This window comes from Marininema mesophilum (assembly GCF_900106775.1).
GTDB lineage: Bacteria > Bacillota > Bacilli > Thermoactinomycetales > DSM-45169 > Marininema > Marininema mesophilum.
On record NZ_FNNQ01000004.1, the window covers coordinates 43,083 to 56,419 of the forward strand.

Genomic DNA, 13,337 nt, shown 5'->3' on the forward strand with positions numbered 1-13,337 from the left:
GGACATAGCTGATTTTATGTTATGCCAACTTCGTTAATAGGTGCCAGCCTATGAGAATGAGGAAAAGCCCAGCGGTATATCTGGGCTTTTTGGGTTGACGTGCTGGAATCGATTGGATAGTGGGAAGAAGTTGTGACGGAGACGTTTGTTGGCTATGAAGTTGTAGAGTCAGATGAACGTAAGGAATGGCGCATATAAAGACGGATTTGCCCTCCTTTCCCTCGAATCCCTTCAGGTTGCTTTAGAAACCAAAGACAGAGTAAGACGGTACCACCTGCGAGCGTAGCGGTTCCTAGAAAAAGCCACCATTTATAAGGGGCCAATGCGCTAAAGGTTGGTGGTCCCATCGCTACCCCTAGAAAACGGACACTTCCATAGAGGGAGGTTATTATTCCCCGTTCCTTTGAACCAACGGCAGAGGTGATGAGAATATTTAAGCAGGGAAGAACAAGGCCACTTCCAGCTCCGATGATAATGAGGACCGTGAGCAGTAGATAGGTATTGGAGATCAAAGGAACTAGGCCCATGCCCAGAGCGATCGATGCGAGGCCTATAATAATTAACCGTTTCATCAGGGATGTTTTTTCACGAATATGGCTACCAGAAAAATAAGAAACGCCACTCATTGCAAGTAAGGGAATGGCTAATACCAGGCCTTTAGGAACCCCAGTTAATCCATAACGATTCTCTAGGAAGTTGGACAGGTAAAAAAGGACACCAAAGAGGATAAATAACGTGACTGCGCCTGCTAAAAAGGCAACGAGTAGCCATCCCCCTTGACGTTTCCATGTTTGGGAGAGACTTTTTCCATATTGGGAAAGGGGAGGGGGTTCACGATTCTCTTTTTCATGAATGAAAAACCAGACAGCGAGAGCGATAGCTACACAAAAGATCGGAAATAGAAAAAAGAGTGCATACCATGCGATTAAGGCTAGCAAAGAACCTAGTATCGGGCTGATTACTTTCCCCATGCCGTTTGAGGCTTCGATAATTCCGAGGACGCGACTTCGTTCGTCGTTGTTAAAAAGATCACTAACCAGCGCCATCGCAATGGGAGCAGTCCCAGCAGCTCCGAGTCCTTGTAAGATGCGTCCGGCTAGCATCCAATCATACTGTCCACCATTCCATATTGCAGCAAGACCGGTTAATAGTCCTCCAGCACCATAGATGAAGAGTGCGGGGACAATTACCCATTTTCGACCGAAACGATCAGAGAGGATACCGGCAATGGGAATAATAAGACCAGCTGATATAGAAAAAAGAGTGATCAGTAAACTGACTTGAAAGGAAGAGATGTGTAATTGGCTACTAATCGTGGGTAAAACAGGAATTAACATCGAATTGCCTAGAACCATGATCAAAGGAATACAAGATAAAATCAAAATATCACCTGTACCATGTTGGCTTTCAGAACTTCTGCTCAACCTTCCTCTACCTCCCTTGAAACCCTCCTTGTTAGGATATCCAAATTGGTTAGAACTATCGAGGTATTTCCAGCTCGACAATAGGGCACACTGACACGGAATACAGAGGAAAAGGTGAGAGTCATATGGAAGCCGATACCAATCATCTGCACCGGGATGTGGCTTTTATCCAAGGGTTGATGGCTGGAAGCCAAGGGATAGAGCAGACTCCCCAGGGGACTATCTTACAGCGAATAGTTTCTGTACTGGATGAATTAGTAGAAGAGAATGAGCAAATACAAATAAGATTGACAGAATTAGAGGAATATGCGGAAGCGGTGGATGAGGATCTAAATGAAGTGGAACTTTTAGTCTATGATGAAGACCTATGGGATGATGAGGGGGAAGAGGTAGAGGTAGTGGCTCCTGAAAAGATCGTCACCTTGGATGAGGATGATGCTAGTTAAGAAAGAGTCAATTTAATAGAGAGACCGGCCTTGTTCGATGAGGCCGGTTCTTTTTTATAGTGAGCGTCATAATGATTGTCCGATAGCCATAACTATGAAATAAAACCAGGTTGGACAGGAGGTAGCTAAGATGAATTCTTCTATATGGCAACTACTCCCGCTGTCCATCAAGGGTATGCTAGAAAACTTACCAGATCGCATCCGATCCCAACTAGAAGAGATTCGAGTACGAGAAGGAAGACCCCTTGAGGTGATAACACCGAATGGAGCATGGTTTATCACTGCTGAAGGGCGCACGACGAATCAGTCAGATGAAGGGTATCGTCCCAATCGAGAGACTTGTGGAAAGATGCTTAATTTAATCAGCCACCACTCCCTCTATGCCTTGGAAGAAGAGTTACGTCGAGGGTATGTCACGATTCAAGGGGGGCATCGTGTCGGACTAGCTGGGCGAGTGGTCGTAGAAAGAGGTCAAGTAAAACATTTGCGTGAGGTGACCGGATTTAATATTCGGATCGCTCGACAAGTGAAGGGTGTAGGGGAGCCGCTTATTCCGATGATGATGCCACGGGGGGAATTGGTCAATCTACTACTGATTTCTCCTCCGCAGTGTGGTAAAACCACTTTGCTACGGGATCTTGCTCGTGTAGTGAGCGCGGGAACTCCATCTCTTCTCTCTCGTAAGGTTGGGATTGTGGATGAGCGCTCAGAGATTGCTGGTTGTGTAGGGGGGGTTCCCCAGCATGATGTGGGTCCGCGTACCGATGTATTGGACGGATGTCCAAAGGCGGAAGGAATGATGATGATGATTCGTTCGATGTCCCCTGAGCTCCTTGTCGTGGATGAAATCGGTAGGCAAGAGGATAGTGAGGCTATCTTTGAAGCAATTCATGCAGGGGTACATTTGTATACCACAGCCCATGGTCGTTCGATGGAGGAAGTATGCCGCCGGCCTGCCCTTGCTCGACTCATTGAGGAGGGAGTTTTTGGGCGCTACTTGATTCTGAGTCGAGCACGGGGTCCAGGGACAATCGATGCGCTTTTTGATGGGAGGATGAACCGCCTGCAGGTTAAAGGGGAGAGCCTTTCATGTTGAAATTGATGGGTGCTGCGCTAATCCTCCTCTCAAGTAGTGCCGTAGGGTTTCAAGCTGCTCGTAGCTATGCAGAGCGCCCGCGCCAGATCCGTCAAATGCTGGGAGCCTTTGCCATGCTAGAGACTGAGATCACCTATGGGGCGAGGCGATTGGATGAAATCTGTAATCACCTCGCGCAGAGGGAGAAGGACCCTGTACGATCCCTCTTCGCTCGCTGTGCAGAATACCTCTCGACTCTGGATGGAGTCTCTACCTATGATTGTTGGAAGCGGGCAGTGGAAGAAATCTGGCCTACTACGTTGATGAAGGCACCAGAAAAAGAAGTACTGATCGACTTTGGTAAAACGCTGGGGGTTTCGGATCGTGCGGATCAAATGCAACATATTCAACGGGCCAAGACCAATCTAGGAACAGAAGAATCCCGTGCCTTAGAGGAACAAACACGTTATGAAAAGATGTGCCGTAGTTTGGGGGTTTTGGCTGGGGTGCTGATTGTGATCCTGATCTATTAGGTAGGGGGAGAGGCCGATGCCGTACAACGTCGACGCCATTTTTCAGATCGCAGGTATTGGCATCATCGTAGCAATGCTACACACCGTACTGAAACAGATGGGAAAAGAAGACTATGCCCACTGGACGTCGCTCATGGGATTTGTGGTCGTGCTATTTATGGTCGTTGTCTTACTGCAGGATTTGTTCAGGACGATCAAGAGCGTCTTCTTATTTAATTAGCTAAACGGAGGAGGCGGTCCACTTGGACATTATCCAGGTGGTGGGGCTCGGACTTATCGCTACATTCCTCATTCTAGTCGTCAAAGAACAAAAGCCCATCTTCGCTTTCCTGTTGATGACATTTACAGGTTTATTCATCTTTTTAAGTCTGATCGGTAAAATTTCAGAAGTCCTTCAAGTACTGACACGGCTAGCAGAAAAGGCAAAAGTAAACACGATGTTCCTGGAGACAATTTTAAAAATAATCGGAATCGCATATATTGCTGAGTTTGGTGCTCAAGTGACCCGAGATGCAGGACAAGGTTCTATTGCCTCTAAGATTGAACTGGCAGGGAAAATACTGATCATGGTTATGGCGATCCCAATTATTACGATGATCATCGAGACAGTTGTCCAAATCCTACCCGCGTGAGGATGGTTTCCATGGTGCATTGGTTACGGATCGCTGGACTCCTAATACTCTTTTACATCTCTATTTTGGGGTCACCATTGGGAGCCACCGCAGCAGACGTTGGCAACGGGCTAGAAGAGAAGGTTATCCGTACCCAGTTGGATCAGCTTCATACCGATAAGGTGGAACAGTTTTGGAGTGAGCTGAAGCAAGAATATAGCCGTTTTCTCCCTACAGGGGTAGGCGATGATCTCTTCGACATGATCCTGGCCCAAGCGAAGGGAGGGTGGGATTGGGGAAAATTTTTTCTCACCTTTGGTAAATACCTCTTTCATGAAGTGTTATATAACGGAAAGTTGCTTGGAACCATTATCGTGTTAACCGTGTTTAGTATGTTCCTCTCTACGTTGCAATCGGCCTTTGAGCGAAACCAGGTAAGTAAAATCGCCTATGCCATCTCCTTCTTGGTCATCATCATCTTGGCGATTGACAGCTTTTCAGTAGCCGTGGAAGCGGCCAAAGGTGCGATCGGCCGCATGATTGACTTCATGATGGCACTCGTCCCTTTGGTTTTAACTCTCCTCGCTTCGATGGGGAATTTCGGTTCTGTGGGAATGTTCCATCCGCTGATCGTCTTAATGGTTCATGTTATTGGAACAGTGATCTACAGTGTTGTATTCCCGCTCCTTTTTTTCTCAGCGATTTTGTCCATTGTTAGTTGTCTCTCGGATAAATACAAGGTGAATCAACTCGCCAATTTACTTCGTACGATCAGCATTGGGTTGCTGGGAAGTATGTTGACGATCTTTCTAGGGATCATCTCCGTGCAAGGTGCGACAGCAGCAGTGACGGATGGGGTAACCATCCGGACGGCCAAATATGTAACGGGCAACTTTGTCCCCGTCATTGGGCGTATGTTCTCAGATGCGGCGGATACCGTAGTCGGCGCCTCTCTCTTGGTTAAAAATGCAGTAGGGATCGCTGGTGTCGTTATTCTACTCTTTATTAGTGCCTTTCCAGCACTAAAGATCCTTTCTCTAGCATTCATCTATAGCTTCTCTGCTGCTGTCCTGCAACCTTTGGGCAATAGCCCCATCATTGAATGCCTGAACATCATTTCTAAGACCTTGATCTATATTTTTGCTGCGCTGGCTACGGTGGGACTGATGTTTTTCCTAACGATCACGATCATCGTAGCGGCTGGCAATATCTCGGTCATGATGCGGTAGGTGAATCCTTTGATCGAACTGGTAGCCGATTGGTTAAAACCGATTATCATCCTTGTCATACTGGCAACTTTTATGGATCTTCTCCTCCCCCATAATGGGATGGAACGATATGTAAAATTGGTCATGGGTTTGCTTATCATTATGGCGATTCTTTCTCCGATCCTACAGTTTTTACAAAAGGACATTCAACTATCTGATTTGACACTAGATAATCAGATAAGAAACCAAGAGGGGGCATCCCTTGCCATGATCAAACAAGATGGGAGGGTTATGGAAAAAAAACAGGAGAAGCTGGTTCAGAAGGAAGTAGAAAAAAAGATGGCACTTACCATTCAGCAAAATGTGGAGAGACGGTTCAAGTTGGAGGTGACAGGAGTGACAGTTAAGACAAACACGAAGGCCGAAAAGGAGCCTTCGATCGTGAAGATTATCCTTCACTATCGAAAACAAGAAAAACCTAAAAAATCCACTCAGGTGAAGCAAGTGGACGAAATTAAGCCGGTTCATATAGGTGTCTCTGGTAAAGAACCCAATCAAGAGAAACCGAAGAGATCAAAAGGAACCGATGCTTTGAGTCAAAAGATAGGTCAATACCTGTCCGAGACCTGGAGATTATCACCGGATCAAACAAAGATCGTACCGGAACCAGAGGCCTGAGGAGGGAGTCTCGATGATAAAGCGTCTGGTTGACCGGATAGAGGCGGCACTTGGGGCAGGAGCGAATGGTGAGGGGAAGGTGAGCACCTTTCGTTGGCTTCTTATACTCGGTTGCCTAGGAGTTGGGATCATGATCGTCTCTTCCTTTTTCGCAGATCGCAATCAAGGACTTCCCACGAGTGGTTTACCAGGAAAGGAAAAACAGGAAGCATCTTCTACTGCCCAGTGGGACAAAGGTTCTGGGGAGCTAAGTATGAAGGAATATGAGGCGATGTACGAATCTGAACTCTCTGACATGCTTGCCAATGTGATCGGGGTGAAGGAAGTTACGGTGATGGTAAACCTAGATTCATCCGAGGAAGAAGTTTATCAGCGCGACCGCCAAAGTCAAGAACAGGTGACGAAGGAAACGGATACACGTGGGGGCAATCGGCAGATCCGTCAATCAGATCAGGATGAAAAGGTGGTGTTGCAACGAAAGGGTGATGGAGAAGAGGTTCCAATCGTGGTGAAGAAGGTTAAACCCTATGTCAGAGGTGTGCTGGTTGTTGCCAGGGGTGTAGAAAATCTACAAGTGAAAGCTGCGATCATCGAGGCAGTTCAGCGGGTATTGGATGTTCCTATCCATCGTATTTCTGTGTTACCAAAAGGATAGAGGAGGGATTGTCAGTGAATATGAATAAGCAAACGGTGTGGCTTGTGACGATGTTGACCCTTATGGTGGTTTTATCCGCTTACTATATCGTAACCGGGCCGGTAGAACCGGCAGATAAGACAACAATGAAAGAGAAGGCACTCGATACGCCGAAGGTGGACGTGAAAACAAAAGAACTAGACAATAAGGGCGAGAAAGAACAAAAAACCTCAGGAAAAGGATCTACTTCCAAGGAGAAAAAAGGTACAACAAAAGGTGCAAACGACTACTTTGTTGGCTATCAATTACAACGCAATTCCCTTCGTTCCAAATTGACGGAGGAATACATGAAAACCCTGACGGACCCACAGGTTTCCAAAGGGAAAGCTAGTGAAGCTGAAGCAAAAATCAATGAACTGACGAAGGTGGATAAAAGCGAATCGGTGATGGAAGACTTGATTCGCAACGAAGGATTTCAAGATGCAGTGGTTATTGAAAATGCGAATCGGATAGTGAATGTGATTGTCCAGAGCAATAAATTATCCAACGCTCAGGTTGTTAAGCTGATTGGAATGGTAAAACAACAGATGGATGTGCCTGCGACAAAGGTATCCGTTGCTTATAAACCTTAAAAAAAATAATTTCTCCTCCTATTTTAGGAGGTTTCTTTTTGTGAAAAAGGGGTGGGAGACCGTGGTTCATGGTATATTGGATAAGGGGTACGGCGAAGATTTGCTTCGTCGTGAGGGACAACGTAAAATAAAGTGAGACGATCTGAAAATGGGGAGAGTAATCGAGAACCCGCGAAAATTTGAGCGAAATCTATCCGCTAAGTTAAAATGGGACGGGCCCCGCAAGGATCACGACACATGAGAGGAGTTGTACTCTGCTGATGAAAATGCACGAGATTCGCGAACTAATTCGATTGGTTGATGAATCGGCTATCGAAGAATTTGAATTAGAGAATGATGGTACGAAAGTCTTAATTAAGAAGGCGATATCAGGTTCAAAAGAAACCACAGTTACTCCAGAAGTATTAGAAACTCCATCTGCACCAGCTCCTCAACCACCGATAACGAATTCTGCTCATATGGAGGCTCCTGTAGAGCAACCCGTGAAAAACACACAAGAGACTACGAAGGATGATGTAGACTCTGATGCGGGCCTACATAAGATTGTTTCTCCGATGGTGGGAACCTTCTATAAGTCTCCTTCTCCGGATTCAGATCCCTATACAAATACCGGGGATCAGGTGGAAGAAAAAACAGTGGTATGCATTGTAGAAGCTATGAAACTAATGAATGAAATCGAAGCGGAAGTACGAGGAGAGATCGTCAAGATACTCGTTGAAGACGGGCAACTAGTGGAATACGGCCAGCCGCTGTTTCTGGTGAAAGCCGACTAACAGCGGAGGGGGGAGAAGTCTATGTTTAAAAAAGTACTCATTGCCAACCGCGGAGAAATTGCTGTTCGAATCATTCGTGCCTGTCACGAATTAGGAATCGAAACGGTTGCTGTCTATTCAGAAGCAGATCGTGATGCGCTTCATGTTAAATTGGCAGATGAAGCGTTCTGTGTTGGACCTGCCTCATCTAGAGATAGTTATCTCAACATGACCAATTTGATGAGTGTTGCCACTCTGGTTGAAGTAGACGCGATTCATCCGGGCTATGGCTTTTTGGCGGAGAACGCTGACTTTGCCGAACTCTGTGCAGCTTGTAACATCACCTTTATCGGTCCTACTCCCGAAGCCATTATAAAGATGGGGGATAAGACGACTGCACGCGATACAATGATAGAAGCTGGGGTACCTGTTGTTCCGGGTACAGAAGGGGTTATTGAGGATGAAGATATCGCCCTTCGCACTGCTACGGAAATTGGTTTTCCCGTCATCGTGAAGGCCACAGCCGGTGGTGGTGGAAAAGGTATGCGTGTAGTACATAGCGAAGATGAGTTACGGCGAGCGATCCGTATGGCACAGCAAGAAGCTGCTGCCAACTTCGGTAACTCCGGAGTTTACTTGGAAAAATATTTAGTGGAACCGCGTCATATTGAAATCCAAGTGTTAGCAGATGGGATGGGCAAAACGATTCACCTTGGTGAGCGAGATTGTTCCATTCAACGTCGCTATCAAAAATTGATTGAAGAAGCTCCTTCGCCTGCGCTCGATCCCGAATTGCGAAATCGGATGGGTAAAGCGGCAGTGGCAGCAGCAGAGGCTGTTCATTATACAGGCGCAGGAACAGTTGAATTCCTTCTCGACAAAGAAGGAGATTTCTACTTTATGGAGATGAATACACGAATCCAAGTAGAACATCCCGTGACGGAATTGGTGACAGGGATCGATCTCGTCCAAGAACAGATTCTAGTTGCGGCGGGAGAAGAATTAACCGTAAACCAAGAGGATATTAAGATCGATGGTTGGGCTATTGAGTGCCGGATCAATGCAGAGGACCCTGATCGGAAATTCATGCCTACTCCAGGAACGATCCAGTTCTACCTTCCCCCTGGGGGAGTAGGGGTGCGGGTAGATAGTGCCGCCTATCCTGGATATAAGATTCCACCTTTCTACGATTCGATGATTGCGAAACTGATTGTATGGGGGAAAGATCGGGATGAGGCAATCCGCCGAATGCAACGTGCTCTAGTGGAATTTGCGGTGGATGGCATCAGTACGACGATTCCTTTCCATCTAAAATTGTTGTCCAATCAACGCTTCCGTGATGGTGATTTTCACATCCAGTTCCTTGAAACGGTCAATTTAGAGGAGGAATGAACCGATGGAAAACGAGATCTTTCATCATGAAACTCAGTTGACGGAACTAGGAAAAGTAGAGATTGCTCCTGAGGTGATTCAGATTGTTGCAGGTATTGCGGCTCTTAAGGTGGAGGGTGTTGCAGGAACAAGTGGGGGTGTCGTAGGTGATATCACCCAGTTTCTCGGCCGAAAAAACCCAAAACAAGGGATCAAAGTGGAGCTAACTGAGGATGCAAGCATCTCGGTTTCTATTGTCGTTCACTATGGATACTCCATTCCTGAAATCGGGAAACAAGTCCAAGAAAGCGTGAAGAGTGCCGTTGAATCAATGACTGGACTTGCAGTTTCTTCGATATCGGTCAGAGTTGCTGAAGTGAAGTTCGTTGCAGATCAAGATCGTTCCACGAAGGAAACGGATTCCTCCCAGCGTGTGAAATAATTGATTTTTTACAACTTCACTCTACTACTATTATCGATAATAGGAATCATCGTTTCGTTGAATAAAGTTACGGGCGTGGAGCGATTAGTAAGAAGGCAATACCTCATCTGTGGGTATTGGGTTAAAACTGACGGTAGACGGAGAAACTCCTATACAGACCCTGTCCGAGCAATTAGAATCTACTGTTAAAAAGAATGTTGAAGAGATTTCTGGAGTGGTTGTCAACCAGATTTCCGTCTATTTTGTCCTGAGCGGACGTCAATCTGTGTGGATGGAGGCAGAGGATGAAAAGGTTGAAATCTGGAGAACCTATCGTGGTGCTCTGCAAAATCTCATCTATTTGTTAATCTCCAAGATGACCTGAAGGAGATTCTTGATGGAATAGTACTTCCCGGTCTTTGTGGTCCGGGATTTTTTGTCGAAGGGAGGCACATGATGAGTCGTAGGCTAGCACGTGAACAAACGTTACAGACGCTATATCAATTGGAGATGAATCCAGAAGCTGGTGAAAAAGTTGTATTGGAAAACCGGAGCCGCCTAGCTAAAGGAAATGAAGATAATGAAGACTTGGCCTTCTTTTTGCGCTTGACAGAAGGGGTGCGTCAACATACAGAACTATTGGATCCCATTATTCAAAAGTATCTAAAACAAGATTGGACTTTATCCCGACTTTCTCTAGTCGATCGAACCGTTTTGCGAATGGCTGTATACGAAGTATTATTTGAAGAGGAAATTCCTGTAGGAGTATCGTTGAATGAAGCTGTGGATCTAGCAAAAACCTATAGTACAGAGGAATCTGCTCGATTTATTAACGGTATTTTAGGTAATTTAACAAAAAACTTGGATGATATTCAGCGCACTATAGGGAAAAATTGATCTCTGCATCTCCTCTCAAGCTGAAAAATACGTATATTAGATGTGTAATGACATTTAATGTTCGTATTTATTCTTTACAGCCGTTTCTGCAACGAGTAGAATTGAGGGTAAAGCCAGTCAGTCAGAGAGGAGTTGCGTCGAGTGAAACAGGGACAAATCATCGATGGAAAAGCAATTGCCGCACAAATTAAAGAAGAAATGAGAGTAAAAGTTGATGAATTGGTGAAAAAAGGTATTACCCCGGGGTTAGCCGTTATTTTAGTAGGTAACGATCCAGCTTCAGAAACCTATGTACGTGGAAAGATCCGTGATTGTGGAGAGGTAGGAATCCACTCCGAATTGATTCGTTTAGCTAAAGAGACGAATGAAGAGGAATTACTGGCTGAGGTGGAACGTCTTAACAGGGATGCTTCCATTGATGGTATACTTGTACAATTGCCTTTACCGAATCATATTTCCGAAGACCGCATTATCGCTGCTATTCATCCGGAGAAGGATGTGGACTGCTTTCATCCAGAAAACGTCGGACGGTTGGTCACAGGCTTGCCGACGTTATTGCCATGTACCCCCCATGGCATTATTGAAATGTTGAAACGGACGGAGATCGATATAGCTGGCAAGCATGCGGTCGTTGTAGGACGAAGCAATATTGTTGGCAAACCTGTATCTTTCCTGTTGCAACAACATCATGCTACAGTTACGATGTGTCACTCCCGTTCCCATGACCTTGCCTCATATACCCGGGATGCGGATATTTTGATAGCGGCTGTGGGGAAAACACGGATCATTACTGCGGATTATATAAAGCCAGGTGCTGTGGTGATCGATGTAGGGATGAACCGTGATGAAAATGGAAAGCTTGCGGGTGATGTTGATTTTGCCCAAGCTGAGAAGGTTGCTTCCTATATCACTCCTGTACCAGGTGGTGTAGGTCCGATGACACGTGCCATGTTGTTGTATAACACATGTAAAGCTGCTACAAACAATACGATTAAGGGTTAAACCTGTTTTCTGGGTTGATAAGGGGTGTGAGCATGCTTGGGAGAGAGCGGGAGGAATCCTTTACAATCACGGACCTTGTTCGTTACCTGACCCTGGTGATAGAACAAGACGGGGTACTATCACAGATCAGTGTCCAAGGGGAGATATCCAATTTTAAACGGCATGCCCGCGGCCATCTCTACTTTACTTTGAAAGATGAACAGTCACAGATTCGAGCAGTCATGTTTGCTGGCAATACTCGTCGCCTTCGTTTTAAGCCAAAGGATGGAGACGACGTACTCATTCGTGGTCGTGTTGGCGTATATGAACGAGACGGTCAGGTACAGTTATACGTCACTTCGATGCAACCCCGTGGAGTGGGCGATCTATATGCCGCTTTCCAGGAATTAAAAGAGAAGTTAGAGAAAGAGGGATTATTTTCTCCCCTCTTTAAACAACCTCTTCCCTTTTTCCCCCATCGCGTAGGGGTGATTACCTCCGCTCATGGGGCGGCGGTCCGGGATATCATCACAACCATCCAACGTCGTAATTCAGCGGTAAATATTTTACTCTTGCCCGTTCCTGTACAAGGGCCGGAATCTCCTGCCGCTGTAGCAGAGGCAATTCGTCAGATGAATGATTGTGATGTGGATGTTATGATCGTGGGTAGGGGTGGAGGTTCTCTGGAGGAGCTCTGGGCCTTTAATGAAGAGGTTGTTGTGAGAAGTATCTATGAATCCAAGATCCCTGTCGTCTCTGCTGTAGGTCATGAAACAGATACCTCCCTTACAGACTTTGTTTCTGACGTGCGAGCAGCGACACCAACTGCTGCTGCAGAATTAGTCACCCCTCGTTTGGACGAGCAAATGTACCGTTTCACCACCCTGGAGAGTCGTCTGATCCGTGCACAACGACGTCAGTTGGATGCGATGCAGGAACGCCTTACTCATGCAATGAGTCGCCCCCCTTTTCGTCGTCCGCGAACACGGCTAGATCAAGAGCAACAACGTTTAGATTATCTGACGACGGATTTAGTTCGTACCGTTCGATATCCAATCCTCCGTCAGCATCATCGATTAGAACATCTTCATACCCGTTTACTTGCCCAACGCCCCCATGCTCGTTTGGCAGAGATGTCTGACCGATGGATACGTTTGACAAAGGCATGCAAGGGGGAAATGTCTCGCAGGATTCACGAAGGAAGAGAACAATGGCTCCGCCGGCTAGAGAGGTTGGATGCAATTAGTCCTCTAAAAGTGATGAGTCGTGGGTATTCTCTTGTTTACCGTAGAAACGAAACGGAGTTGGTTCGCTCTGTTAAACAGATCGAGCCCGGTGATCTGATCAAGGTCCGACTCGCGGATGGAAAGTTAAAAGCCCAAGTCTGGGGCTGGGAGGAGAATCCCGATGGCAGAATCAGATAAAACCAGGCAGGAAGTCCTTGAAAACCTGCCCTTTGAAGAAGCGATGGCACAGCTGGAAGAGGTTGTGGATCAATTGGAGAATGGAGAGGTTCCCTTAGAAGAGGCGATTGGTCTCTTTGAGCGTGGGATGCGGCTCTCCCGTTTATGTGGAACCAAGTTAGAACGCCTGGAAAGTCAGGTGGAAATGCTAGTTCAGGAGAATGGCGAGTGGACGAAGAAGCCTTTTTCCCCAGAAGGAGACGGAGAATAA

General features: G+C 46.3%; 18 protein-coding genes. 17 read left to right on the forward strand and 1 reads right to left on the reverse strand.

The window, feature by feature from the left end; genetic code table 11:
* Positions 1–152: 152 nt before the first annotated feature.
* Positions 153–1,424, reverse strand: a complete 1,272-nt coding sequence (locus BLV90_RS05015; RefSeq protein WP_091737205.1) for an MFS transporter — start codon at positions 1,422–1,424, stop codon at positions 153–155.
* A gap of 125 nt (positions 1,425–1,549) precedes the next feature.
* On the opposite strand from BLV90_RS05015, the gene BLV90_RS05020 reads away from it, so the two are divergent.
* From BLV90_RS05020 to xseB, 17 genes are all read left to right on the forward strand, one after another.
* Complete coding sequence (locus BLV90_RS05020) at positions 1,550–1,870, forward strand: CD1247 N-terminal domain-containing protein (protein ID WP_091737208.1); 321 nt, start codon at positions 1,550–1,552, stop codon at positions 1,868–1,870.
* A gap of 130 nt (positions 1,871–2,000) precedes the next feature.
* Positions 2,001–2,966 (forward strand): stage III sporulation protein AA, encoded by a 966-nt coding sequence (gene spoIIIAA, locus BLV90_RS05025; RefSeq protein ID WP_091737211.1) that lies wholly within the window; start codon positions 2,001–2,003, stop codon positions 2,964–2,966.
* Positions 2,960–3,478, forward strand: a complete 519-nt coding sequence (gene spoIIIAB, locus BLV90_RS05030) for a stage III sporulation protein SpoIIIAB (protein WP_091737214.1) — start codon at positions 2,960–2,962, stop codon at positions 3,476–3,478. Before spoIIIAA ends, spoIIIAB begins: the two co-directional genes overlap by 7 nt.
* A 16-nt stretch (positions 3,479–3,494) precedes the next feature.
* Positions 3,495–3,698, forward strand: a complete 204-nt coding sequence (gene spoIIIAC, locus BLV90_RS05035) for a stage III sporulation protein AC (protein ID WP_091737217.1) — start codon at positions 3,495–3,497, stop codon at positions 3,696–3,698.
* Between the two features lie 22 nt (positions 3,699–3,720).
* Positions 3,721–4,110 carry a stage III sporulation protein AD gene (gene spoIIIAD / locus BLV90_RS05040; RefSeq protein ID WP_091737220.1) on the forward strand — a complete coding sequence of 130 codons (390 nt, stop codon included), beginning with the start codon at positions 3,721–3,723 and terminating at the stop codon, positions 4,108–4,110.
* A gap of 11 nt (positions 4,111–4,121) precedes the next feature.
* Positions 4,122–5,318, forward strand: a complete 1,197-nt coding sequence (gene spoIIIAE / locus BLV90_RS05045; RefSeq protein WP_091737223.1) for a stage III sporulation protein AE — start codon at positions 4,122–4,124, stop codon at positions 5,316–5,318.
* Complete coding sequence (gene spoIIIAF / locus BLV90_RS05050) at positions 5,319–5,975, forward strand: stage III sporulation protein AF (RefSeq protein WP_091737226.1); 657 nt, start codon at positions 5,319–5,321, stop codon at positions 5,973–5,975.
* Positions 5,976–5,988: 13 nt separating this feature from the next.
* Complete coding sequence (gene spoIIIAG / locus BLV90_RS05055) at positions 5,989–6,630, forward strand: stage III sporulation protein AG (RefSeq protein ID WP_091737228.1); 642 nt, start codon at positions 5,989–5,991, stop codon at positions 6,628–6,630.
* A gap of 20 nt (positions 6,631–6,650) precedes the next feature.
* Complete coding sequence (locus tag BLV90_RS05060) at positions 6,651–7,241, forward strand: SpoIIIAH-like family protein (protein WP_245726266.1); 591 nt, start codon at positions 6,651–6,653, stop codon at positions 7,239–7,241.
* A 260-nt stretch (positions 7,242–7,501) separates the two neighbouring features.
* Positions 7,502–8,014, forward strand: a complete 513-nt coding sequence (gene accB, locus BLV90_RS05065; protein WP_425433862.1) for an acetyl-CoA carboxylase biotin carboxyl carrier protein — start codon at positions 7,502–7,504, stop codon at positions 8,012–8,014.
* Positions 8,015–8,035: 21 nt separating this feature from the next.
* Positions 8,036–9,385 (forward strand): acetyl-CoA carboxylase biotin carboxylase subunit, encoded by a 1,350-nt coding sequence (accC, locus tag BLV90_RS05070; protein WP_091737237.1) that lies wholly within the window; start codon positions 8,036–8,038, stop codon positions 9,383–9,385.
* Between the two features lie 4 nt (positions 9,386–9,389).
* Entirely contained in the window at positions 9,390–9,806 is a 417-nt protein-coding gene (locus BLV90_RS05075) for an Asp23/Gls24 family envelope stress response protein (RefSeq protein WP_091737240.1), read from the forward strand.
* Between the two features lie 109 nt (positions 9,807–9,915).
* On the forward strand, positions 9,916–10,170 hold the full coding sequence (locus tag BLV90_RS05080; protein ID WP_091737243.1) for an Asp23/Gls24 family envelope stress response protein: 255 nt from the start codon (positions 9,916–9,918) through the stop codon (positions 10,168–10,170).
* 71 nt (positions 10,171–10,241) lie between these two features.
* Positions 10,242–10,682: a transcription antitermination factor NusB gene (gene nusB / locus BLV90_RS05085; protein ID WP_177167906.1), complete on the forward strand. Its 441-nt coding sequence runs from the start codon at positions 10,242–10,244 to the stop codon at positions 10,680–10,682.
* Between the two features lie 141 nt (positions 10,683–10,823).
* Positions 10,824–11,684, forward strand: a complete 861-nt coding sequence (gene folD, locus BLV90_RS05090; RefSeq protein ID WP_091737249.1) for a bifunctional methylenetetrahydrofolate dehydrogenase/methenyltetrahydrofolate cyclohydrolase FolD — start codon at positions 10,824–10,826, stop codon at positions 11,682–11,684.
* Positions 11,685–11,716: 32 nt separating this feature from the next.
* On the forward strand, positions 11,717–13,087 hold the full coding sequence (gene xseA / locus BLV90_RS05095) for an exodeoxyribonuclease VII large subunit (protein WP_091737252.1): 1,371 nt from the start codon (positions 11,717–11,719) through the stop codon (positions 13,085–13,087).
* A complete protein-coding gene (gene xseB, locus BLV90_RS05100) occupies positions 13,071–13,337 on the forward strand; it encodes an exodeoxyribonuclease VII small subunit (RefSeq protein WP_091737255.1) in 267 nt (88 codons plus the stop codon). Before xseA ends, xseB begins: the two co-directional genes overlap by 17 nt.